General features: G+C 64.7%; 19 protein-coding genes and 1 tRNA gene. 10 read left to right on the top strand and 10 right to left on the bottom strand.

Annotated features, from left to right (window positions below; genetic code table 11):
* Positions 1–2 precede the first annotated feature (2 nt).
* Entirely contained in the window at positions 3–953 is a 951-nt protein-coding gene (locus tag QQK18_RS01420; protein ID WP_284338490.1) for a family 43 glycosylhydrolase, read from the top strand.
* A 94-nt stretch (positions 954–1,047) separates the two neighbouring features.
* On the opposite strand, the gene QQK18_RS01415 is transcribed toward QQK18_RS01420, so the two are convergent.
* The 7 genes from QQK18_RS01415 to QQK18_RS01385 form a co-directional block, all read right to left on the bottom strand.
* On the bottom strand, positions 1,048–2,595 hold the full coding sequence (locus tag QQK18_RS01415; protein ID WP_284338489.1) for a dipeptide ABC transporter ATP-binding protein: 1,548 nt from the start codon (positions 2,593–2,595) through the stop codon (positions 1,048–1,050).
* The gene (locus tag QQK18_RS01410) at positions 2,592–3,425 is read right to left on the bottom strand and encodes an ABC transporter permease (RefSeq protein ID WP_284338488.1); all 834 of its coding nucleotides are present in this window, start codon (positions 3,423–3,425) and stop codon (positions 2,592–2,594) included. The genes QQK18_RS01415 and QQK18_RS01410 overlap by 4 nt, the downstream gene beginning before the upstream one ends.
* The gene (locus tag QQK18_RS01405; protein WP_284338487.1) at positions 3,422–4,369 is read right to left on the bottom strand and encodes an ABC transporter permease; all 948 of its coding nucleotides are present in this window, start codon (positions 4,367–4,369) and stop codon (positions 3,422–3,424) included. The genes QQK18_RS01410 and QQK18_RS01405 overlap by 4 nt, the downstream gene beginning before the upstream one ends.
* A 183-nt stretch (positions 4,370–4,552) precedes the next feature.
* Positions 4,553–6,034 (bottom strand): ABC transporter substrate-binding protein, encoded by a 1,482-nt coding sequence (locus QQK18_RS01400; RefSeq protein WP_284338486.1) that lies wholly within the window; start codon positions 6,032–6,034, stop codon positions 4,553–4,555.
* Positions 6,035–6,119: 85 nt separating this feature from the next.
* Positions 6,120–7,682, bottom strand: coding sequence for an ABC transporter permease (locus tag QQK18_RS01395; protein WP_284338485.1), 1,563 nt, complete (start codon positions 7,680–7,682; stop codon positions 6,120–6,122).
* A gap of 99 nt (positions 7,683–7,781) precedes the next feature.
* Entirely contained in the window at positions 7,782–8,819 is a 1,038-nt protein-coding gene (locus tag QQK18_RS01390) for an extracellular solute-binding protein (RefSeq protein ID WP_284338484.1), read from the bottom strand.
* Between the two features lie 195 nt (positions 8,820–9,014).
* Positions 9,015–11,816 carry a sensor histidine kinase gene (locus QQK18_RS01385; RefSeq protein WP_284338483.1) on the bottom strand — a complete coding sequence of 934 codons (2,802 nt, stop codon included), beginning with the start codon at positions 11,814–11,816 and terminating at the stop codon, positions 9,015–9,017.
* A 452-nt stretch (positions 11,817–12,268) separates the two neighbouring features.
* Between QQK18_RS01385 and QQK18_RS01380 the strand changes: the two genes are divergently transcribed.
* From QQK18_RS01380 to QQK18_RS01370, 3 genes are all read left to right on the top strand, one after another.
* Positions 12,269–12,345: transfer RNA gene (locus QQK18_RS01380), tRNA-His, on the top strand.
* 238 nt (positions 12,346–12,583) lie between these two features.
* Positions 12,584–12,790, top strand: coding sequence for a cold-shock protein (locus QQK18_RS01375; RefSeq protein WP_284338482.1), 207 nt, complete (start codon positions 12,584–12,586; stop codon positions 12,788–12,790).
* A gap of 53 nt (positions 12,791–12,843) precedes the next feature.
* On the top strand, positions 12,844–13,098 hold the full coding sequence (locus tag QQK18_RS01370; RefSeq protein WP_284338481.1) for a hypothetical protein: 255 nt from the start codon (positions 12,844–12,846) through the stop codon (positions 13,096–13,098).
* Positions 13,099–13,233: 135 nt separating this feature from the next.
* On the opposite strand, the gene QQK18_RS01365 is transcribed toward QQK18_RS01370, so the two are convergent.
* The gene (locus QQK18_RS01365; RefSeq protein ID WP_284338480.1) at positions 13,234–15,108 is read right to left on the bottom strand and encodes a TadE/TadG family type IV pilus assembly protein; all 1,875 of its coding nucleotides are present in this window, start codon (positions 15,106–15,108) and stop codon (positions 13,234–13,236) included.
* Between the two features lie 61 nt (positions 15,109–15,169).
* Positions 15,170–15,793 carry a L,D-transpeptidase gene (locus QQK18_RS01360; protein WP_284338479.1) on the bottom strand — a complete coding sequence of 208 codons (624 nt, stop codon included), beginning with the start codon at positions 15,791–15,793 and terminating at the stop codon, positions 15,170–15,172.
* Between the two features lie 117 nt (positions 15,794–15,910).
* Between QQK18_RS01360 and QQK18_RS01355 the strand changes: the two genes are divergently transcribed.
* The 6 genes from QQK18_RS01355 to hisG all read left to right on the top strand — a co-directional run bounded on the left by QQK18_RS01355 (position 15,911) and on the right by hisG (position 20,991).
* Positions 15,911–16,531 (top strand): DNA-3-methyladenine glycosylase I, encoded by a 621-nt coding sequence (locus QQK18_RS01355; RefSeq protein ID WP_284338478.1) that lies wholly within the window; start codon positions 15,911–15,913, stop codon positions 16,529–16,531.
* Between the two features lie 346 nt (positions 16,532–16,877).
* On the top strand, positions 16,878–17,141 hold the full coding sequence (locus tag QQK18_RS01350; protein ID WP_284338477.1) for a hypothetical protein: 264 nt from the start codon (positions 16,878–16,880) through the stop codon (positions 17,139–17,141).
* Positions 17,142–17,279: 138 nt separating this feature from the next.
* Positions 17,280–17,543, top strand: a complete 264-nt coding sequence (locus QQK18_RS01345) for a hypothetical protein (RefSeq protein WP_284338476.1) — start codon at positions 17,280–17,282, stop codon at positions 17,541–17,543.
* 196 nt (positions 17,544–17,739) lie between these two features.
* Positions 17,740–19,179, top strand: coding sequence for a histidine--tRNA ligase (gene hisS, locus QQK18_RS01340; protein ID WP_284338475.1), 1,440 nt, complete (start codon positions 17,740–17,742; stop codon positions 19,177–19,179).
* 31 nt (positions 19,180–19,210) lie between these two features.
* Positions 19,211–20,287 (top strand): ATP phosphoribosyltransferase regulatory subunit, encoded by a 1,077-nt coding sequence (locus tag QQK18_RS01335; protein WP_284338474.1) that lies wholly within the window; start codon positions 19,211–19,213, stop codon positions 20,285–20,287.
* Positions 20,284–20,991 carry an ATP phosphoribosyltransferase gene (hisG, locus tag QQK18_RS01330; protein WP_284338473.1) on the top strand — a complete coding sequence of 236 codons (708 nt, stop codon included), beginning with the start codon at positions 20,284–20,286 and terminating at the stop codon, positions 20,989–20,991. Before QQK18_RS01335 ends, hisG begins: the two co-directional genes overlap by 4 nt.
* A gap of 56 nt (positions 20,992–21,047) precedes the next feature.
* Here the strand turns inward: hisG and QQK18_RS01325 are convergent, their stop codons facing one another.
* Entirely contained in the window at positions 21,048–22,001 is a 954-nt protein-coding gene (locus QQK18_RS01325) for a substrate-binding domain-containing protein (RefSeq protein WP_284338472.1), read from the bottom strand.
* Positions 22,002–22,058: the final 57 nt, after the last annotated feature.

The raw sequence follows: 22,058 nt of genomic DNA, 5'->3' as shown, positions 1-22,058 counted from the left end.
CCATGTCCGCGCCGATCTATCGCGATCCCATCGAGGACGGTGCGGCCGACCCGACAATCATCCACCGCTCCGGCACCAACGAATGGTGGATGTTCTACACCCGCCGCCGCGCCAGCCTCGACACGCCTGATTTCGAGTGGATCCATGGCAGCCCCATCGGCGTTGCGGTTTCGCGCGATGGCGGGCTGACCTGGTCCTATCGCGGCACGGTTGCCGGGCTCGACGACCCGGCCGACACCGGGCTCAACACCCACTGGGCGCCCGAGATCGTCCATGTGGACGGGCTCTACCACATGTATTTGAGCTACATCACGGGCACGCATCTGGATTGGCGCTCGCACCGCTCGATCGTCCACTTCACCAGCCCCGACCTCGAGGGCTGGACTCGTGTCGGACCGCTGCCGCTGCCGACCGACAACGCCATCGACGCTGCAGTCGCCCCATGCCCGGATGGGGTTTATCGTCTCTGGTACAAGGACGAGGCCAAGGGTTCGGCCACCTGGGTTGCCACCAGCCCGGATCTCTTCGCCTGGCAGGTCGTCGGCGAGGCCATTCCCGGCAAGGAAGGCGGCTTCCCGCATGAGGGACCCAACGTCTTCCCCCTCGGCGGATATATCTGGATGATCGTCGATGAATGGCGCGGGCAGGCGGTGTTTCGCTCGCAAAATGCCGTCGATTGGGAGCGGCAGGGGCTGATCCTCGTCGAGCCAGGCACCGCCGCCGTGGACCGGCGTTTTGCTCGCCATGCGGATATTGTCACGCAAGACGGCTGGGCCGCGCTCTATTACTTCACCCACCCCGAATGGGACGAGGCCGCCAGCCGAGCGCCCATGACACCGGCCGCCCGCGCCACCGCCATCCACATGGCGCGATTGACCGTTGTCGACGGGCGGCTGCTTGCCGAGCGCGATATCGGCCCGCTCGCACTTGATCCTGCCCTGCAGCGGTTTTGAAGGCCGAGCGGTGGAGCGCCTTTGCCCGCCGTGTTGGATGGGAGAGGGTGCGGCGATGCCGGCAGTCGAGCCCGGCCGTGCAAGTGTCGCTGGTTCAACCCACTGCCGGCAGACGCGCGGCCACCAGTTCGCGCGTCATCTCGTGCCGTGGGTTGGTGAAGAGCTCGGCCGGCTTTCCTTCCTCGACGATCCGGCCGGCCTGCATCACCAGCACGCGGTCGGCGATGGCCGCGACCATGTCGAGGTCGTGGCTGATGACGAGGTAGGTGAGGCCGTAGTCGGCCTTGAGACGCATGAGGAGCGCCAGGACCTCGGCCCTGACCGAAAGGTCAAGGGCCGAAACCGGTTCGTCGAGCACAAGGAATTTCGGCCGTGTCATCAGGGCACGGGCGATGGCGAGGCGCTGGCGCTGGCCGCCGGAGAATTCGTGCGGAAAGCGGGTCAGCATCGCCGGCTCGAGTCCCACGGCCGCGACATTCTCGGCGAGCCGCTGCCGGTGCATCTCAGGCGGGAGGCCATCGAGGAGCCGTAGCGGCTCGGCCAGCGACTGCGCGACGCTCATGCGCGGATCGAAGCTGGAAAATGGATCCTGGAACACCAGCGACAGATCACGGCGCAGGTCCGGCGACAGGTCCGCGCCGTGATAGACCCGTCCGTCGAACGCAATGCTGCCTGCGTTCGCGGTGTCGAGGCCGACCAGTATGCGCGCGAGCGTTGTCTTTCCGCACCCGGAAGGGCCAACGAGTGCGATCGATTCCCCCGTACGGACGGCAAAATCGACTTTGTCGACCGCCGTTAGCGGCTTGCCCGGCAGCGGCCAGCTTCCGGGCTGGCGGAAGCGCCGGGTGAGGCCCCGTGTCGCGACCAGCACCCCGCCGGGAGAGCCATGCGCGATCTCGGGCAATTGCATGCGCGCGGCGGCAACGAGCCTGCGCGTATAACCGTCGCCGGGTGCGCCGAAGACGCTCGCGGTCTCGCCCGCTTCGACCATCCTTCCGCGCTGCAGCACTGCCACCCGCGTGCAGAGCCGCGCCACGGCCTTGAGGTCGTGGCTGATGAACATCAGCGCCATCCCCCGGCGGTCACATAGGGCCGCGATCAGGTCGAGGACCTTGGCCTGCGTGACGAGGTCGAGCGCCGAGGTCGGTTCGTCGGCGATGAGGATGTCGGGCGCGCTCGCCAGCGCCATGGCGATCATCACCCGTTGCCGCTGACCGCCCGAGAGCTGGTGCGGGTAGCGCTCGCCATGGGTGGGCAGGAGCCCGACTTCCGTCAGCAGAGCGCCGATATCGCCGCCAGCCTTCGTCAGCGCCAGCGCCTCGCCGATCTGCCGGCCGACCTTCATCAGGGGATTGAGCGCCGTCATCGGCTCCTGAAACACCATGCCAATCCGCTTGCCGCGCAGTCGCGCCAAAGCTCGCTCGTCGTGGGGAAGCGGCGCCCCATCGAAGCGAATCGTCCCCTCGCGTCGCGCGGTCTCCGGCAACAGGCCCGCAATGGCGAGCGCCGTCAGGGTCTTGCCCGAGCCGCTTTCGCCCACCAGCCCGAAACGCTCACCCTTCCCGATGGCAAAGCCGATGCCGTCGACCGCCTGCAGCGCCCCGAAAGCGATCGAGAGGTTCGCGACCTCGACGAGGCTCATGCCGCGCTCTCCACCGGTTTTAGGCGCGGATCGAGCGCATCGCGCAGGCCATCGCCGGCGAGGTTGAGGGCGATGACGATGACGATGATGACGAGGCCTGGCACCAGCGACAGGAACGGGTGCAGTACGAACAGCGATTGCGCGTCCCTGAGCATCAGGCCGAGGCTGGTCGCCGGTGGCTGCGTACCGAGTCCGATATAGGAAAGGCCGGCTTCCGCCAGGATCCCGAGCGCAAGCTGGATCGTCGCCTGGACGATCACCAGCCCCATGATATTGGGCAACAGGTGCCGTCGTGCGATGGCGGCGTTGGAAAGGCCAGCGAGCCGCGCCGCCGCCACGAAATCCAGCGACACGACGGTCAACGCTCCGCCCCGCGCCACCCGCGCGAAGACCGGGATGTTGAAGACGCCGATGGCGACAACCGCGTTAATCGCGCCGGGCCCGATGAGCGCGGTGATGAGGATGGCAACGACGAGCGCGGGAAATGCGAAGACGAAGTCCGAGCCCCGCAGGATCAACCATTCCACCGGTCCACGCCAGATGGCGGCTGCAAGGCCCAATGGCACGCCGAGCCCGGCCCCGATGACAACCGCCGCCGCCGCGACGGTGAAGCTCGTCAGCGTGCCGCTCATGACGAGCGACGCCATATCGCGTCCGAAGAAATCGGTGCCCAGCCAGTGCGCCCCGCTCGGTCCCTGGAAGCGGCGGGCGATGTCGATTTGCGCGATGGGATAGGGCGTCCAGACGAGCGACAGAAGCGCCAAGGCAACGAACACGGCGGTTGCCGCAAGGCCGATGATAAGGCTCGGATGCCGAGGCAGTCGCATCATGACCCGCCTTCGCGCAGGCGCGGGTCGACGAGCGCGTAGCAGAGGTCGGTCAGCAGCATCGTCAACGTCACCCCGATGACGAGGACGATGGTGATGCCGCGCACCAGGATCAGGTCACGCTCGGAAATGGCGGTGAAGATCAACCGCCCGAGCCCGGGGAGGTAGAAGACGTTTTCGACGATGATGACGCCGGCAACGAGATAGGCGAATTGCAGCCCGAGGATGGTGAGCACCGGCAGGAACGCGTTGCGCACACCATGCCGCCAGACGGCCTCGCTCATGGTCATGCCCTTGGCGCGGGCGGTGCGGATGAAATCCTGTCCCGTCACCTCGACCAGCGCCGTGCGCATCACCCGCGCCAGGATCGCCGCCTGGGGCAGAGCGAGAGCGATGCCGGGCAGCATCAGCGCGCGCAGCGCCGCCGCTGGGTCCTCGTGCCAGGGGGTGAACCCGCCGGTCGGCAGCCAGCGCAGGCCGACGGCAAAGACGAGGGTCAACAGCATGCCGAACCAGAAGTTGGGGATCGCGACACCGAGCTGGGCTAGGACCATGAGACCGGTGTCGATTGGCGACCCTCGCCGCCGCGCCGCCGCGATGCCGATGGGCAGGCCGACAGCGGCCGAGAGCACCATGGCGAAAAGCGCCAGCGGCAGGCTGACCCACAATCGCTCGCCGATGAGCGCGGCGACTGGTGCGCCCTGCGTGTAGCTGACACCGAAATCGCCAATCAGCATGCTGCCGATCCAGGCGAAGAAGCGCTGCCAGGCCGGCGCCTCGAGCCCAAGTTGGATCCTCAGATTAGCGACCGCCTCGGCGCTGGCATTGATGCCGAGGATGAAGCGGGCGGGGTCCCCCGGCAGCAGGTCGAGGAGGAAGAAGATGACGGCGGCGGCAACGAATAGAGTTGCGGCAAAGCCGAGAAGGCGGCGCAGGACGAAGGTCATTGCTAGGCCCCGCCGCCTTCCATGAAGTGCCGCGGCAGACCCCCCTCCCAGCCTCCCCCACAAGGGGGGAGGTGGACTTGCGTGCTCGCGGCAGAATGATACCACAACCACAGGACGGCACCTCCCCCCTTGTGGGGGAGGCTGGGAGGGGGGTGAAACCGCAGCGTGTTGGCTAGAGTGCCCCTACTCCACCCAGCGGATGTCCCGCAGCACCACACCTTCAATAGGGGAGTTCTGCCACATGCCTTCGAGCCTGGCGTCCCACACCCCCGTCTGTGCCAGCTCGAAGAGGTACCCATTGACCGCGTCTTCGGCGAGAATTCTCTGGGCCTCGATTGCCAGGTCCTTGCGTTCGGCGTCGTCGGTCGTGGCATTGAGCGTCTCGATCAGCGCGGCGAACTCGGGGTTGTCATAGCCGAAGTAGTAGTCGGGATCGGCATAGATGCCAATGTCGAAGGGCTCGACATGGGCAACGATCGAGAGGTCGTAGTCGTGGTTGGTGAAGACGTCTTCGAGCCACTGCGCCCATTCGACGTTGATGAGCTCGAGCTCGATGCCGACCTCGGCAAACTGAGAGGCCAGGATCTGCCCCGACATGCGCGCATAGGCGACCGGCGGCAGCTTCAGCGTCGCCGAAAATCCGTCCGGCAGGCCCGCCTCTGCCAGCAAAGCCTTGGCTGCATCGAGGTCGTGGGGATAGGTCCCCGTGAGGTCGACGTAATAGGGGTTGTGTGGAGCGAAGTGGCTGCCGATCGGCTGGCTGTAACCATAGGTGACGCCCTCGATCAGTGCGTGCCGGTCGATGGCGTGGGCCATCGCCTGGCGCACCTTCGGATTGTCGAAGGGTTCCCTGGCGTTGTTCGTGGCAAGGATCACCTCGCCTTCGGTGGTGCCGACCAGCACCTTGAAGCGGGGATCCGCCGCGAACACGTCCAGCACCTCCGCCGCCATGTTGTTGGTGCCGTCGACGTCACCGGCAAGGAGCGCGTTGGTGAGTGTTGCCGTATCGCCGATGAAAAGATACGTCGCCCGGGTCAGGGCCGGCCGCTCGCCCCAATAGACGTCGTTGCGTTCCAGGATCACCCGGCTGCCCCTGTCCCACTGGACGAAAGCGAAGGGTCCGGTGCCGATCGGCACGCGAGCATTGTTCTCCGCGCTCTCGGGCGCAACGATCACGGCGTCGGGTCGGCCGATGTCGAAAAGAAAGGTTCCGGTCGGGCGCTTGAGCGTGATCTCGACCGTATGCGGGTCAACCGCCGTTACGCTCTCGATCGGCTCGTAGAGCGCCTTCTGCGCGTTGAGGCTGTCTTCAGCTACGATCCGCTCGAAGGCGAACGTCACGTCCTCGGCATCGAATGCCGAACCGTCATGGAAAGTGACCCCCTCCGCCAAGGTGAAGGTGTAGGTCAGGCCGTCCTCCGAGATCGTCCATTCCGTGGCGAGGCCCGGCTGCACGGTGCCGTTCTCGTCGATCCGCGTCAGCCCCTCGAAAACGTTCTGGTAGACGACGATATCGACCGCTTCGGCGGCATTGGCGGTGGGATCGAGCGTCGGTGGCTCCAGCGCCACGGCGATGCGCACCTGCGTCTGCTGCGCGAGAGCGGCGCCGGCCAAGGCGGCGTTCATTACGAGGGCGAGTGAAAGGACTGTCAGAACCTTGAGCATGAAGAGTTCCCCAACGGTGCCGATTTCTCCCGGCATGTCCTGTGGTTATAGGGGATCGGGCTAGGATTGGCACCCGCTCGCCGAGCTATAGTTTTCGTGCCGAACCGAAGCGCGTAGCAAGTATGACCGGCACAAGCCCTGCAAGCACAATAAACAGCGCTGGCAGCGCCGCATTGACGAAGAGACTCACATTGGCATGCGAATAAACGACGGTCGCCAAGGTATCGACGCCGAGCGGACGCAGCAGCAGCGTTGCCGGCAGTTCCTTGACGATTTCGACGAAGACGAGGGTCGCGGCCGACAGAAGCGCCGGCGTCAGCGTCGGCAGGTCGATGCGCAGAAGGAGCCCGAGACCGCGCGCGCCGAGCACCCGCCCGGCCAGGAGCATGTTGTCGCCGCGCTTCCTCATCGCCTCGTCGAGCGTCGAATGGCTGACGGCCAGGAACCGTATGGCGTAGACGTAGACCAGCGCCAGCATCGAGCCGGAGACGATGAGGCCCGGCCGCCAGTCGAAGAGCGCCGTGGTCGCCCGGTTAGTCCAGAGATCCACTTGTCCCAGAGGCTGCAGCAGGCCGAGCGCCAGCACGGTGCCGGGGATCGCATAACCGAGGGTTGCGAGTTTGATCGCGCCCCGCGACACGGCCGGGCCGCGGCTTTGCCTTGCCGCGACAAGCCCGACGGCGACCGTGGCGAGGGCGCCCGCCGTCGCCAGCACCAGCGTCGGCCAGAGCGCATTGAGCGTCATGGCGACGTTTTCGGGCGCTACCCGCCGCAGCGCCAGATAGGCGAGCTGGCCGAAGGGCACGCCGAAGCCGAGGGCGAAGAGGAGTGTGCAATAGAGCGAAGCCATCGCTGCCCATCCGCCCCTCAGCCGCTCGCGGCCCGGCGGAACCCGGCTGTCACGATGCGACTGGTAGACCCGGTCGCGCCGCGCCGCCCGCTCCAGGAGGATCAAGAGGGCAATGACGAGGACGATGGTGACGGCGAGCTGTGCCGCGCCACCGAAATCGGCGCGGTTGATCCAGGTCGAATAGATGATGGCGGTGAGGCTGTTGACGCCGAAGTACTGTACCGCACCCAGATCGTTGACCACCTCCATCATGGCGAGCGTCACCCCGACGACGATCGCCGGTCGTGAGATCGGCAACGTCACCGAAAAGAAGGTACGTGCCCGGCTGGCGCCGAGCGTGCGCGCGGCAAGATCGAGCGAAGCCGACTGCATCAGGAAAAACGCGCGGCACGAGGCATAGACGTAAGGGTAGAGCACCATCGAGAACACCAGGCTCGCCCCCCAGTCGCTGCGGATGTCGGGAAACCAGTAGTCGCGCAGCGTCTCTCCCCCGAAAAGCAGCCGCACCAGCTGCTGGGGCGGTCCGGTAAAGCCGAGGAACTCCACATAGGTGTACGCGGCCAGATATGTCGGCACCGCCAGCGGCAGGATGAGTGCCCAGTCGAACAACCGCCGACCGGCAAACTCGAAATGGGTGACGAGCCAGGCGGCAACGAGGCCGAGGACACCGGTCATGAATCCGACCGAGAGCATCAGCATTGTCGTTTCGCGCAGCGCCGTCGGCAGCATGGCCGCGGCAAGGCCGTTGCTGCCGCTGACCATGGCGGCGAAGGCGAGCCAGAGGATCGGCAAGCCCATTACGCCCACCAGCAGCAACGGCAACACCGGCAGGCGTGTTCGCCTGCCGGTGCGGTAGGGATTGGTGCTGGTGAGTTCGTTCTCTATGCCGGTCCCGTCCTAGTCCTGCGGGCCTTCATTGAACCGCAATTCGTCGACGAGCGCCGCCGCCTCATCGCGGTAGGAAGCGACCTGGGTCAGCGGCACCGAAGACGCCTTGAGCTCGCCCCAGCTTTGCGTGAGCTCGGCCGGCTCGACTTCCGGCACCACCGGGAATTCGAAATTGGTGTCGGCGTAGATCTGCTGGGCTTCGTCCGAGAGCAGGAATTCGATCAGAGTGTTGGCATTGGCGGCGTTCGGCGCGTGCTTGGCGATAAAGCCACCTGCGACGTTGACCTGCGTGCCCTCACCCTCGAAATCGGGATAGACGATCCGCGCCGCATTGGCCCAGTCCTTCTGCTCGGGCTCGGCCTCGTTGGTCAGCATCGCACCCATATAGTAGGTGTTGACGATGGCGAGGTCGCAGGTGCTCTCGAGGATGTTCTTGACCTGGGCACGGTCGCTGCCGGTAGGCGCCATGGCGAGATTGTCGCGCACCTTGGTCAGCCACTCGCGGGTGTGATCGAGCCCGTTGAGAGCGATGCGCTGCGCGATGAGTCCGATATTGTAGGCGTGGTCACCCGGCCGCGTGCACAAGCGCCCCTTCCATTCGGGCTCGGCAATGTCATCGTAGCTGAGGGCGGTCGCGTCGACCCGGTCCTTCGAGACATAGAAGACGCGGGCGCGCAGCGACAGCGCCGTCCAATTGCCATCGTCGTCGCGGAAGGCTTCCGGCACACGCTCGGCAAGCGCGGGAGTGGTGATCGGCTGGGTCTGCCCCTGCTCTTCTGCCGCAACCAGGTTGCCGATGTCGACCGTCAGCACGACGTCCGCCGGCGAAAGCTCGCCCTCGGCCGCCACGCGCTCGAGCAGCCCGTCGCCGGCATAGAGAACGTTTGCTTTGATGCCCGTCTCTTCGGCGAACCTGTCGATCAGGGGCTGCAGCAGGCTCTGCTCGCGGTAGGAATAGATGTTGACCTCGCCGCTCTGGGCGAAGGCGGGCAGAGTGGCGCAGGTCAGGACCAGGGCGCTGGTCAGGCGGGCAAGTGTCATCTTCATCGTCGGCGTCTCTCTCCAGGTGTCGTGGGAAGTTCCCACGGGAAGTGGAGCCGTTTTGTCGCTTCCTGCTGCTAAAGTCAATAATGTCAAGAAAAACAAATACTTAGAGTTTGGAATGACTCCAAACTGGACAGCGAATCTCGTTGAGATTCAGGCCTTTAGCTGACTGTAAAAATCGACTTATCGTACGGAGCCTCAGCCCCTGTCGACGAGATCGGCCGGGATGACCATGGAAAACAGCATGCCCCTTTTCCCCGCCGGATCGACCGACAGCGAGAAGGCGTTGACCGCCAGCAGCGATCGGGTGAGCGCGAGCCCGACGCTCGAGCGCACCGGGGTCAGGGCCTGTCCGTCCTTGCCGAGTCCGTCGCGGAAAACGACGAAGCGCTCGGAAAGGTCGGTGCCGTTGTCCGAGGAATCGCGCACGTGAATGGCGATGCCGCCTTCGTCGGTCTCCTGGGCCGAGATCACCACCGCCCCGCCGACCGGTGTCTGATCGATGGCACTGGCAAGCAGGTTGAGTACGGCCTGGGCGAGTGACGCGCGGTCGGCCGTCACGCGCGGCAGGTTTTCCGAGATGGCGTTGCGCACGATCACCCGGCGCATGCCGGCCTGCGCGCGGATCCGCCTGACGCAGGATTCGAGCAGGCCCATCAGATCGATGCTCGCCCGCTGCGGCAGATAGCGACCGTCAGCCAGGCGCGCGTAGTCGTCGAGCTCGTCGACGAGTGCGGCGATCTCTTCGCCCGCCGTCTTGATGTCCTGCGCGTAGTCGAGATAGCGCGGGTTGTCGATGGCACCGAACGCGGCCGAGCGGATAAGGTCGGAAAAGCCGATGATGGTATTGAGCGGCCGCCGCACCCCGCGGCTGAGGCGCGCCAGCAATCCGGCGTCTGGCTCGGCGGGCTTGGCCAGGCGCGGCGCCGCCGCTGGCGCGGTGGTGTATGCGAAGCCGAAATAGCCGCTGACGATCCCCGCCTGGCCCTGGGCGAAGATCACGAGCTCCACATCGGCGACCGCAGCCTTGACTCGGATGGCTGGACGCGCCGTCTCGGCAAAGCGCGCCGGCCGTTCGAGGAAGTCGCGCAGCGCCGGCAGATCGGACTGCAAGACGAGATCTGCGAGCTTGCGCCCGACGAGCGCATCACCGAGATCGGCGAGCATGGCAGCTGCCCCGGCATTCATCCCGCTGATGGTCCCGGCCCGGCTGGTCTCGAAGAAGCCGTCGCCGCGGGCATCGGCAAAGGCTTCGGCAAAGGCGCGCACCGCGCCCTCGTGTCCGGTGCGCACTTCCGTGGCGCTCGCCGAAAGCATGAGGGCCGGGCGGCCCTGCCAGGAAATGGACTGCAGCCGCGCTGTCACCGGCACAAGCGTGCCGTCGCGCTGCACCAGATGGTTGACGGGCCCCGCCTCCCCCTCGACGCCCGGGAAGATGGCCGAGAGTCCTGCCTCGCGCAGGGCTTCGACCGAGTCGTAGCCGGTCATCTCGGTGATGGCCCGGTTGGCGAACAGCACCTGCTGATCGCGGAACACCAGTAGGCCAAGCGGCAGGCGGTTGAGCACCAGCGTCTCGCCGCCAAGATTGATGAGCGAGCCGGCACTGGCCGAGGCCCGCTGACGGGCAAGCACCGATCCGGGGGGAGCCGAGGCGAGGCGCTCGGCTTCCGGCGAGGCAGGCCTGCCGCCCGCCATCTCGCCCACCCGATCGGTCAGGATGCGTGAGAGCTCGTCGAAATTATACCGCGACACCCGCTCGACCGCGTCGGCGTCCTGCGGTGCCGGCGTGATCGCCTTCGCCGGCTCTGCACTCTCTGGCTCACTGTCGGGCTCGGATTCTTCGATTGGGGCCGGCTCCGGCACAGCGTTCAAGACTTCGACGGGCCTTGGCGGACTCTGGATGCCGTCGCCTTCCGCACTCGAGGTGTCGTCCACGGCATCGAGCCGGGCAAGGTCGGCGAGATCACTTTCGGCCTCGGTCTCTTCCACGGCCGGTACCTCAGGCTCGATCAGTACCTCCGGCTCGGCGGCGGATTCGTCCTCCTCCGTCGGCCGCCGCAGATAGCGCCCGATGACGCGGTAGAGGCCTGCCGGGGACGCTGTCTGCTGCGCTTGCGCAACCTCGTCGGCTTCGGGCGGCCGCCCTGCTGCAGGCTCGACCTGCGCCGGCTCGGCAATCTGTTGCGCATCGGCCTGCTGCGTCTCGGCCGGTGGTTCGTCTGCCTCGGTCAGCGGCTGGAACAGCGTGTCGTGCGCCATCAGCCGGTTCATCAGTTCGGAAAGCCTGTGCGCTGCCTCGGGCAGGCTCTCGTCCGGCGCCGGCAAGTCTGCGGTTTCAGCCTCCGCCGTTGCCGTTGTCTCGGGCTCGCGGGCTTCGATGACCTCCGGGGTCGGTTGTCCCGTTCCGATCTCGGCCTGCGGCACGTCAACGGGAGCGATCTGCTCCGCGTCGCTCCTGGCCGCCGCCTCGGTTTCGAAGGGAGCAGGAGCTTCCTCCTCTTGCGTGCCCTGCGCCTGTTCGGGCTCGGGTGTGCGAATGTCGGCGTCCGGCGGCATCTCTGCTTTGCCTTCGGCCGCCTCCGCATCGGCACCCAACGCCCCCCGCCGCCAGAGCGCCTCATCGATGGAAAGATCTGCGGCCCCGCTCGTCAGCACGTCGGCATCGATGGCATCGACCCCGACGATCAGCAGCGCTTGCCGCCCGTCCTCCCACATCAGCGGCGTGCAGGCGCAGGTTGACGAGGCCGGCTTGTCGCCCGCCATGAAGTGGATGCGCGAGAGGCTGGTGCGCCCTTCGGCCCCCAGCCGCAGCACGCGCGCGATCTGTCCTTTGATCGGCTCGGCCGGCGGGGCGAGCTTGACGCTGTGCTTCTTGGCCTTGGCCAGGAAATAAGCGGCCGCCTGATTCCGCCAGATCAGCGTGCTGTCGGCGGCGAAAAGCCAGCCGGGCCTTGCGTCGTTCACGTGGGCCAGCACGCGGGCGGCGGTCGTCGATGTCATCGGCTCGGCGGACATGCTGGGGCGGTTGTACTCGGCGCTCGACTGAGCCCCGCATTGTACCGGTCCGGCACATCTGCGCGAGGCTGGTTAAGGTTTCATCAATATAGTCTGCCCGCGGGCGGGTCCATAGCCGCTCTCTCACTCATCCCCCGCATGCCGACCCATGGTTAACCCGGATTGCTTACCATTGCCTTGCGCCGCGTGAGGCCGGACCTCACACGATAAGGTCGCAGCGGCTCGAGAGGATCACGTCGCGCTAGAGCGGGATGCGGAAGAGTGGAGCACCGGTTTTTCGCAAAGTCCCGCGAAAAACGAAAAGCTGGAGCGCGCAATTTGATCCGATCAAATCGCGTCGCGCTCCAGGAAAAATCGGCCCTTGTCATCGCCGCCAACACAACCTATGTTCCGCCCCGCTTCGGCACGCCGCCCTTGCGCCCGCGAGCCGCACCCTTGCCGCCTTAGCTCAGTTGGTTAGAGCGCTAGATTGTGGATCTAGAGGTCCCCCGTTCGATCCGGGGAGGCGGTACCACTTCTTCCTGACACAGATCGTTCCACCGCGGGTGCCCCATATCTTGCCTTGACGCCGACGCAATTGGCGTCGATGCTAGAGGCCATACGTTTCTGCCCCAGTTGGCGACCTGATCGTGCCGGCATAGCCGGTTGTTTGGCTTTCCTTCCGATCTGCAAACGTTGATAGGCCCCTGGTGCATACTGCTCAGGGGAAACCGCTCGTTTGCTTCGCTTCGAGCCAATACTGAGAGGGCGCCATGATCAACGGCACCGTTAAGTTCTACAATTCCACCAAAGGCTTCGGCTTCATCACGCCCGATAGCGGCGGCAAGGACGCATTCGTCCACGTCTCGGCTCTCGAGCGCGCAGGCATCTCCGGCCTCGCCGACGGCCAGAAGGTCACCTATGACCTCGAGCGTGGCCGCGACGGGCGCGAGTCCGCCATCAATGTGCAGCTCGCCTAAGCCAATACCAGCGAGGGCGCCCGGCGCCCTCGCCACCAAACCGGGAGCGCGCCATGCTGCACCGTTATAAAGTCGGTCAGATGCTGGACCTGCGTTCCGCACCGCGACACAGCAATCGACCGACAGGGCCCTACGAGGTGATCTCGTGCCTGCCGCACGACAGGGGACCAGTGCTCTACCGGGTAAAATCCTCGAGTGAGATCAACGACCGCGTTGTCGAAGAGACTGACCTTGTTCCCGGCGCGACAACCAAGTCGGCCGTTGCGGAAGGCGAGAGCTTCTTCAGTATTGCGATCGACCGGCGGTAAGCGCTGCGGCCGACCGCTCGTCTTCGGCCGAGCTATTGGGATGCAGCCAGCTTCTTCGAAGGACGATCAAACGAGGGACCGCCTCACTTTCCGCCCCAACACGCCCAAGAACGAGAGTGGCAGGGAGCCTGTCTGTCATCGAGTCACGCGCAACAGGGAGAGCTGTCGGCCGATATCGGCAAACACGCCGACGAGCGCTTGGCCAGTATTGGCTTCATATGCGCGGCTCGCATCGCTCGCGCAGTTGGCCATCAGATCCTGCGCGCTTTGCGAGTCGACTATGTCGAAGCCAACCGTGAAGACGAGAATGCCGTCATCCTTCATCGCATCGCATAAATCTTCTGCCTGTGCGTAGGAGCTGCCATTCGGCGCATTACAGTTGATGTGGTCGCTGGTGCTGCCGCTCCCGCTGGTGGACGACTGGCTGATGACGCCGTTGCAATAGACGCTGTTGAACTCACCATCCGTCATCAGCACGACGGCTTTGAGAACATTCGGCTCGTTGTCCGGCGCCGGCTGACTTGCCGCGGGCCAAGGACCATTAAAGTTGGGCGAAACCAGGTACCAAGCCCATGCCACGCCAATGTGTCCTGCGGTGGAGCCGCTGGCGGTCAAGTTCTGTGCGATCGTTGCTAATGCGGCCCTGTCCGAGGTGAGTGGCGTGATGGTGTTGGCAACACAGGGATTGCCACTACCTGGGTAGTTGCGACCTAATAGGGTCGTGCTCGGCGGCGCGTCGGTGTCGGCATCGGGATTGCGTTCGGTCACGCAGGTGCTGATGCGGTGAAGCCGCAACTGATTATAGGGGTTCCTGAAAATGTAATACTCGCACCCCGGGAGGGTGCAGTAGGCTGATCCGCTCGACGTCGAGCTTCCATAGTTCCTATTGGTCCGCGATGACCCGGTGAGCACGAAAGTGTTGGTCGTTGTGCTACCAATTTCCCAAGCGTAATTGTTAACCTGAGAAGTGCCGCTGGTTCCGGTGATGTAGGCGTAGTTATTGGTGGTGAGGCCATGCGCGGACGACGTGACAACGAGTTCGCAGTTGGTCGTCAGGCATTTGGTCACTCTGGCCAGCGGGTTGGAGGACTGGAATGAGCTGTAGTTACTGCCGTTTACCCCCTGAAGGGTAAAGGAATTGGCCGCCCGGTTGCTGACCGTGAAAATCCGATTGCGGATCTGCCACATGCCTCCAACGTTCTCATCGACATAGATGCGGTCTCCGTTCTGAAAACCGTGATTGCTTGCTGTAATTCTGAGGGGGTTGGTTCTCTCAGCGTTGGAAACGGGTATGGACGAGCCGCTTGCCCACGCCACGTTTGTGATTGCCGTCGGCGCTACAACCGGTCCGCGTATTGTGTCGGCATCGCTGCCAACATTGACCCCCATGGAATAGGGCACCAATGCCATCTTGGAATAGGTCGGCGTCTGCTGCTCCTGAACGACGAGAGTTATGAGCTCTTGTAGCGCCGTTTGCAGGGCCTCTATTTTTGTGATTTCCCCGCTGTCTTCGTCCGAAGTCTCGATCGTCTGATTCATTGAGCCAGTTATGTCGAGGGCGACGGCCACTTCTATGTTCAGCGACCCTCGCGTTGCCTCGCTGAGAACGGTGGCCGCGAGTTCATCAACCCCCACCAGTTGCACGAAAATCGTGGGAACGACGAGTCCGGCCTCGATATAGAGCGAGCCGCTCTCCTCATTGATGACGACTTTGGCGGGATCGACCGTCGCCGAAATTCGTGGGTCGCCGATGCGCTCGAGGATTAGTGCCTGCGCCTTTGTGGCGATGTCTGCTGCCGAGGTGTCGTCCTCGAACACTTCCCGCTGCAGCGCCAGCGTTGCCGCATCGAGTGCCACCTGCGCGCGGTTGCGCGCCTGTTGCAGTGAGACGAAGTCGACGACCGCGCCGGCCATCGCAAAGAGAACGATCGCCATCAGACCGAAGATGACGGCAAAGGCGCCTCGCTCGTCGGCGCGGAACCGCTCGAAGAGGTCGAATAGGTGACGCATAGGTTTTCAGACTACCCCCACCCGGTCCAGTCCAGGTGGCCGGCAGTGTGCGGCAAAATCCTTAGGAAAGGACAACCACCTTCGTGTTAAGTTTCACCCGCGCGTAAAGATCGATCACATCGTCGTTGGTCATGCGGATGCAGCCCGAGGAGACGTTGTGACCGATGGTCCAGGGCTCGTTGGTGCCGTGGATGCGGTAGAGCGTCGAACCGAGATAGAGCGCCCGAGCACCCAGTGGATTGCCGGGCCCGCCCGGCATGTGGGCCGGCAGCCCCGGCTGGCGTTGGCGCATTTCGGCCGGCGGTGTCCAGCCCGGCCATTCGGCCTTCCGCGTCACCCGATGCGTGCCTTGCCACTCGAACCCCGCCCGCGCCACGCCGATGCCGTAGCGCAGCGCGCGTCCGTTGCCGAGGACGAAATAGAGGAAGTGCGTGCGCGTATCGACAAGGATGGTGCCGGCGTGCTCGCTGGTCGGGTAGTCGACGATCTGGCGCAGGTATGCCGGATGCACTTGCTGGCTTGCCCGGAGCATCAGCGCGTTCTGCGGCACCGCGCGCGTGAGCGTAATGCCCGGCGGTGGAAGATAGGCGGGGACGGTGAGCCCGGCGGCGAGCCCCGGCGCGGCAAGCACGAGCGAAACGGCAAGCGCGCTCGCGCTCTTGAGCAAAGCGTTGCAACGTGACATCTGAAGGTTCCCAAACCACGCGACGATCCGCACGCAGTGTCGCTTCAACCGCCCAAAAAAGGCGTGAAGCGGTGTGGTTAGCGGATCGTTAAAGACGCCCCCATGCCGGAGGATGCCATGAGCGAAGTTGCCGCCGATGTTTCCCGTTGCTCCTGGGCGGGCGCGGATCCGCTCTACCGGCACTACCACGACAGCGAATGGGGCCGCCCCGTCGCCGACGACACCCGGCTCTTCGAGAAAATCTGCCTCGAAGGGTTCCAGTCGGGCCTATCCTGGATCACCGTCCTCAGGAAACGCGAGCGTTTCCGCGAGGTCTTCTTCGGCTTCGACATCCCGCGCGTTGCGATGATGGGCGATGCAGATATCGACCGGCTCTTGCAGGACGCCGGCATCATCCGCCACCGCGGCAAGATCGTCTCGACCATCAACAATGCGTCCCGCGCCCTCGAGGTGAAGAAGGAATTCGGCTCGCTTGCCACCTATTTCTGGCGCTTCGAGCCAAGGCCCGAGGACCGGCCTGTGCTGGTGACCCGCGATGTTGTCCACGCCATGCCGCAGACCGAGGCCTCCAAGGCCATGAGTAAGGACCTGCGCAAGCGCGGCTTCACCTTCGTCGGTCCGACCACCTGCTATGCGTTCATGCAGGCCATGGGCCTCGTCAACGACCATTTCGAGGACTGCTTCTGTCGCGCCGAGGTCGAGACTCAGCGGGCTGCGTTCACCAGACCCGGCACTTGAGTTGCCGATCTGCAACACTTGACAAAAGCTGCGACAACCCGCCGCATTTAGGCTTGCAACTCACGCTTTCGTGAGCTAGCTACGCACCGTCCGCAACCCGCACCCACGGAGGAAGCCATATGAAGATTTCTATGCACGCTCCGTTTAAGGGTGCTTTCAACGCCGCAACCTGCCGACATTAACGCTCGGCCGCCCGGCGCTCGTTCGCTGAACTCTCAGCGCGGACACCTCCACCACCCGACGACGTTCTGAATTCCGCCACGGCCTGATTCCGTCCGGGCTTCATCGTCGTCTCTTCACCCACCCAACCTCAGGAGCCGGCGCGTTCGCGCGTCCGGACGACAAAATGACTCTTAAAAACGCAAATCCGCGTGGCCTCGCGCTGCGCGCAACCGATGGCTGGTCGATCAGCGAAGGTACGCCCGGGCGGCGCAATGCCCTGGAAAAGCTGCTTGCAGCTCTTCTTTCCTGGCGGAGGCGCCCCAAGAGGCCGCCCGACGTGCCCGACTACCTGCGGGCCGACCTCGGCCTGCCGCCTCTCGAGGAGCATGAATACGGCGTTGTTCGGCCGGACCTTCTGCTCCTCGCACTCGTCTGGCTCAAGCGCTGATCGTTTGACGGAGGAAGCTTCGGCTTCCCCCGTCTTTCCCGATCTGCCCGATCCGCTCCGGCCGATGTCTCGGCCGGGTGGCTCTCGCTTGCTCTCAAGAAAGGAGCCGGCGCGTTCGCGCGTCCGGATGACAACAAGATGACTCTCGAAAACGCAAATCCGCGTAGCCTCGCGCTGCGCGCAACCGATGGCTGGTCGATCAGCGAGGGCGTGCCCGAACGGCGCAATGCCCTGGAAACGCTACGCGCTGTCCTCTCTTCCTGGCTTTGGCGTCCCCGGAGGCCGCCCGACGTGCCGGCATACCTGCGGGCCGACCTCGGCCTGCCCCCGGTCGAGGAGATGACATGGGAGGATCGGCGGATGTACGACCTCATCCTCCTCGGTATGGCCATGAAGGGCTAGGTCGACCATCACGGCAGGGAGTGGCTGAAAAGCCGCTCCCTGTTGCCCAGACTTGGCCGATCCGCTAGAGCGGGACGCGGAAAAGTGGGAACCGGTTATTCGCATACTATCCCGCGACAACAAACCTAGAGTGCGCGATTTGATTCAACCAAATCGCATCGCGCGTTAGGAACGGCGCGATTTCAGGACGTTTCCAATGAACGACAAACAAAAGCTCATCGCGCCGCGCCTGCCGCGCGGCTTCGAGGATCGCGCCGCGGGCGAGATCGCGGCGGTCGATGAGATGATCGCAAAGATCAGGGCAGTCTATGAGCGCTACGGGTTCGATCCCGTAGAAACCCCGATGTTCGAGTTTACCGAAGCGCTCGGCAAGTTCCTGCCCGACACCGACCGGCCCAATGCCGGCGTTTTCTCGCTGCAGGACGACGACGAGCAGTGGCTGTCGCTGCGCTACGACCTGACAGCCCCGCTCGCCCGCTACTTCGCCGAAAACTACGAAACCCTGCCCAAGCCCTACCGCAGCTACCGCGCCGGCTACGTCTTCCGCAACGAAAAGCCGGGACCGGGGCGGTTCCGCCAGTTCATGCAGGTCGACGCCGACACCGTCGGTGCCCCCGGCCCCGAGGCAGATGCCGAGATGTGCATGATGCTGGCCGACGTCATGGACGCGCTGGGGCTTGCGGGCAAGTATGTCGTCAAGGTCAACAACCGAAAGGTTCTCGACGGCGTCCTCCAAAGCGCCGATGTGACCGGCTATGAGCAAAAGCTCGCCGTGCTCCGCGCCATAGACAAGCTCGACAAGTTCGGCATCGAGGGAGTGAGGCTTCTGCTGGGCGAGGGCCGCAAGGACGAAAGCGGCGATTTCACCAAGGGCGCCGGACTGTCGGGCGCACAGCAACAAGTCGTTCTGGATTTCATTTCGGGCAAGACGCCCGACGAGAATGAGGGCGTCGAAGAACTGCGGGCGATGCAGGCGCTCTTCCTCTCCGCCGGATATGGGAACGATCGGATCGAGATCGATCCTTCGATCGTGCGGGGGCTTGAATACTATACGGGACCGGTCTTCGAGGTCGTTCTGACCTTTCCCGTCACCAACGAAAAGGGCCAGCAGGTCGTCTTCGGTTCTGTTGGCAGCGGTGGACGGTACGATGGCCTCGTCTCGCGCTTCCGCCGCGAGCCGGTGCCGGCGACCGGATGCTCGATCGGCGTTTCCCGCCTTGCCACTGCTCTGAAACTCACTGGCAATCTTGGACAGCAGGAACCCATGGGCCCCGTTGTCGTCCTTGTCATGGATCGCGACCAGACCGCCGGCTACCAGGCCATGGTCTCAGAACTCAGGAATGCCGGCATCCGCGCCGAGATGTTCCTCGGCCAGACCAAGAATTTCGGCAAGCAGCTTGCCTACGCCGACAAGCGCAATTCCCCCGCCGTCATCATAGAGGGTGGCGACGAGCGGGCGCGCGGCGTCGTGCAGATCAAGGATCTGATCGCCGGCAAGGAGGCCGCCAAGTCGATAACCGACAACGTCGAATGGAAAACCGAGCGCCCCGGCCAGTTCGAGTGCGCCCGTTCCGAGATCGTCGAAAAGATCAAGGCGCTGCCGGCCGTTGCCGCATGGCTGGCAAGGCAGACTTGAGGTGACTTCTCGCGCTGGGAGGGGGTGAGCGATGCCCGTGCAAGACGCAACCACCCGCCGCGCCGCGCTCGAGGCCTTGATTGCCGGCCGGCCAGCTATCCGTGTCAACCCGCCTTTGCTCCTGCCTGCCGATCCTTATTTCGATCTGGCCGGTGAGGAGTTCGGCCGGCGCCTGTTGCTGACCATGGCCAATGACGGCGCAGAATATTGCCTGCGGCCCGATTTCACCCTGCCGATCGTTGCCGACTATATCCGTAATGGCGTCGGCGCTCCGGCCGCCTTCGCCTATCTCGGACCCATCTTCCGCCAGCGCGAGGAGGGAGCGGCCGAATTCGATCAGGCCGGGATCGAGCTCCTTGCCCAGCCCGACGCTGACGCGGCGCTCGACGCAGTCCTTGCTTTCGCCCGCGATGCGCTGGCGATCTTCGGCGTCGCGTCCCCAAGGATCCGACTCGGCGGCGTTGGCCTCTTCGAAACGCTTCTGGCCGAGGCCGACATGCCCGACCCCTGGCGTCCGCGCATCCGCCATCGCTTCGGGCACCCCGAAGCGCTCGAGCGCGTGCTCGCCCGCCTCGACGCGGCGCCCGACCTGCCTCGCACCGAGCAGCCGGCACGCGCCGCACTCATTGCCGAGATCACCGAGCAGATGGTTGCTGCCGGCCTTAGTCTCTCCGAGGGCCGTACTCCGCACGAGATCGCCGACCGCTATCTCGAGCAGCAGGCGCTCGACGCCGCTCATGTGCCGGGTGCGACGCTCAAGCTACTGCGTGACTATCTGTCGATCTCCGGGCCGGCCATGCAAGCGCTGACCCGCATAGAGGCGCTCGCGCACGCCCATAGACTCGACCTCGCTGCACCGCTCGCAACACTCCGGCGCCATCTGGTGACGCTCGGGCCGGAGACGGACATTACCTTCGAGGCCGATTTCTCCCCCCGCCTCGACTACTATACCGGCGTCGTTTTCGAGATGACGGGCAGGGGAGGGGAGGTGTTGGCCTCCGGTGGCCAATACGACCGCCTGCTCGAACGTCTCGGCGCCACCATGCCCGTCGCGGCTTCAGGCTGCGCGCTTTGGGTCGATCGGCTGGAAGCGGAGGCACGCCAGTGAACGGTCTCACCCTCGCCGTGCCCTCCAAGGGGCGCCTCGAAGAACTGACACGCCAGTTCTTCGAGCACCAGGGCCTGCCGATCCTGCGCCCCGGCGGTGCACGTTCCTACCTCGGCGCCGTGGAGGGCGTTCCGGACGTGACTGTGCGGTTCTTTCCGGCCGCCGAGATCGCCCGCGAACTGATCCGCGGCACCGTCGACATCGGCGTCACCGGACGCGATCTCATCCATGAGACCACGGAAAGCGGCCCGGCCTGCGTGCATATTGCCCGAGGTCTCGGTTTCGGGCAGGCGAACGTGGTCGTCGCCGTGCCCGACGCCTGGATCGACGTCACCCACATGCACGACCTCGCCGATGTGGCTTCCGATTTCCGCTCGCGCCACAAACGCTGGATGCGGGTAGCCACAAAATACGTCACCATCACCCGGTCGCACTTCGCCAAGGCGGGCATCGCCGAATACCGCATCGTCGAAAGTCTCGGGGCGACCGAGGCCGCCCCGGCCTCGGGCGTCGCCGACATCATCGTCGACATCACCACGACCGGCTCGACCCTCGCCGCCAATCAGCTGCGCGTACTGGAGGATGGCATCCTGCTCGAGAGTGAGGCCTGCCTCATCGTTTCGCGTACCGCCCGCTGGACGGGCAAGCGCAAGGACCTGCTCAACGGGCTGCTGGAGCGGCTCGAGGCGGTGGGACTGGAATAAGGAAAATGAAAAGAGGCGCTCTCGCGAGCGCCCCTTGAGTCAGTGACGTCTCCCGCTCAGAACGGTGAGTCGGGGAAGTAGAATTGCTCGGCGTTCTCCGGCGTCACCAGCGGTGCGCCGAGGATGTATTCGCCGCGCACCGGGCCATTGGAGGTGTAGTTGGCGACCGTCACATCCATGGCGGTGGCGATCATGGCAGGTGGATAAAGGACATCCACCGGAATCAGCTCGTCGCCCTCCATGATGCCGCGGATCACGTCCTTCATGCCGGCGCCGCCAACGATGAACATCTCGTCCTCGCGGCCGGCCTGGCGTACGGCTTCCACCACGCCCATGGCGATGTCATCGTCCTGCGCCCAGACGCCGTCGATGTCCGGGAAGCGGGAGAGGAAGTCCTGCATCACCTCGAAGCCGTCGTCGCGGTTCCAGTTGGCGAACTCGTTGTCGAGCACGTTGATGCCCGATCCCTCGATGCCGGCCATGAATGCATCGAACCGCTCGGTGTCGATGACCGTGGGGATACCGCGCAGGATGACGATGTTGTCGCCTTCGTCCAGCCGGCTCTTGAAGTATTCGGCCGAGACGGCACCGAGCTCGGTGTTGTTGCCGGCAACGTAAACGTCTTGGATGGTGGTGTCGGGCAGGCCGCGATCGACCACGGTGATGAAGGCGCCCGCTTCCTTGGCCTGGCGAACCGGCTCGACCAACGGATCGGATTCGAACGGCAGCACCACGAGTGCATCGATCTGCTGGACAGAAATGAGGTCTTCGATATCGCTTGCCTGGTCGCCGGGGCTATCGGCGGTGACCAGCACGATGTCGATATTGGGATACGCTTCTTCGATGCGCTTCTCGGCTTCCTGGGCGTGCCAGTTGAGCCCGCCCGTCCAGCCATGCGTTGCGGCCGGAATCGAGACGCCGATGGTCACGCTCTCGTCCTGTGCGCTCGCCACCCCCGTGGTCAGGGCGCTCGCCACCAGCAATGCGCCCGTCAGTCTTTTCAAGGTCATGTTCGTCCTCCCGTTGATTTACGCTTTCGCGTGCGTTCGCCCGCCGTTACCGGCGGG

It is taken from the genome of Devosia nitrariae, assembly GCF_030160115.1.
GTDB lineage: Bacteria > Pseudomonadota > Alphaproteobacteria > Rhizobiales > Devosiaceae > Devosia > Devosia nitrariae.
Note: the sequence above shows the minus strand (reverse complement) of the source record. Positions and strands in the feature narration are given on the sequence as shown.

What these genes read in the sequence shown, in the direction of transcription:
- QQK18_RS01420 (WP_284338490.1), top strand. Translation starts at nt 3, where the DNA reads ATGTCCGCGCCGATCTATCGCGATCCCATCGAGGACGGTGCGGCCGAC.
- QQK18_RS01415 (WP_284338489.1), bottom strand. Translation starts at nt 2,595, where the DNA reads ATGAGCCTCGTCGAGGTCGCGAACCTCTCGATCGCTTTCGGGGCGCTG.
- QQK18_RS01410 (WP_284338488.1), bottom strand. Translation starts at nt 3,425, where the DNA reads ATGATGCGACTGCCTCGGCATCCGAGCCTTATCATCGGCCTTGCGGCA.
- QQK18_RS01405 (WP_284338487.1), bottom strand. Translation starts at nt 4,369, where the DNA reads ATGACCTTCGTCCTGCGCCGCCTTCTCGGCTTTGCCGCAACTCTATTC.
- QQK18_RS01400 (WP_284338486.1), bottom strand. Translation starts at nt 6,034, where the DNA reads ATGCTCAAGGTTCTGACAGTCCTTTCACTCGCCCTCGTAATGAACGCC.
- QQK18_RS01395 (WP_284338485.1), bottom strand. Translation starts at nt 7,682, where the DNA reads ATGGGCTTGCCGATCCTCTGGCTCGCCTTCGCCGCCATGGTCAGCGGC.
- QQK18_RS01390 (WP_284338484.1), bottom strand. Translation starts at nt 8,819, where the DNA reads ATGAAGATGACACTTGCCCGCCTGACCAGCGCCCTGGTCCTGACCTGC.
- QQK18_RS01385 (WP_284338483.1), bottom strand. Translation starts at nt 11,816, where the DNA reads ATGACATCGACGACCGCCGCCCGCGTGCTGGCCCACGTGAACGACGCA.
- QQK18_RS01375 (WP_284338482.1), top strand. Translation starts at nt 12,584, where the DNA reads ATGATCAACGGCACCGTTAAGTTCTACAATTCCACCAAAGGCTTCGGC.
- QQK18_RS01370 (WP_284338481.1), top strand. Translation starts at nt 12,844, where the DNA reads ATGCTGCACCGTTATAAAGTCGGTCAGATGCTGGACCTGCGTTCCGCA.
- QQK18_RS01365 (WP_284338480.1), bottom strand. Translation starts at nt 15,108, where the DNA reads ATGCGTCACCTATTCGACCTCTTCGAGCGGTTCCGCGCCGACGAGCGA.
- QQK18_RS01360 (WP_284338479.1), bottom strand. Translation starts at nt 15,793, where the DNA reads ATGTCACGTTGCAACGCTTTGCTCAAGAGCGCGAGCGCGCTTGCCGTT.
- QQK18_RS01355 (WP_284338478.1), top strand. Translation starts at nt 15,911, where the DNA reads ATGAGCGAAGTTGCCGCCGATGTTTCCCGTTGCTCCTGGGCGGGCGCG.
- QQK18_RS01350 (WP_284338477.1), top strand. Translation starts at nt 16,878, where the DNA reads ATGACTCTTAAAAACGCAAATCCGCGTGGCCTCGCGCTGCGCGCAACC.
- QQK18_RS01345 (WP_284338476.1), top strand. Translation starts at nt 17,280, where the DNA reads ATGACTCTCGAAAACGCAAATCCGCGTAGCCTCGCGCTGCGCGCAACC.
- hisS (WP_284338475.1), top strand. Translation starts at nt 17,740, where the DNA reads ATGAACGACAAACAAAAGCTCATCGCGCCGCGCCTGCCGCGCGGCTTC.
- QQK18_RS01335 (WP_284338474.1), top strand. Translation starts at nt 19,211, where the DNA reads ATGCCCGTGCAAGACGCAACCACCCGCCGCGCCGCGCTCGAGGCCTTG.
- QQK18_RS01325 (WP_284338472.1), bottom strand. Translation starts at nt 22,001, where the DNA reads ATGACCTTGAAAAGACTGACGGGCGCATTGCTGGTGGCGAGCGCCCTG.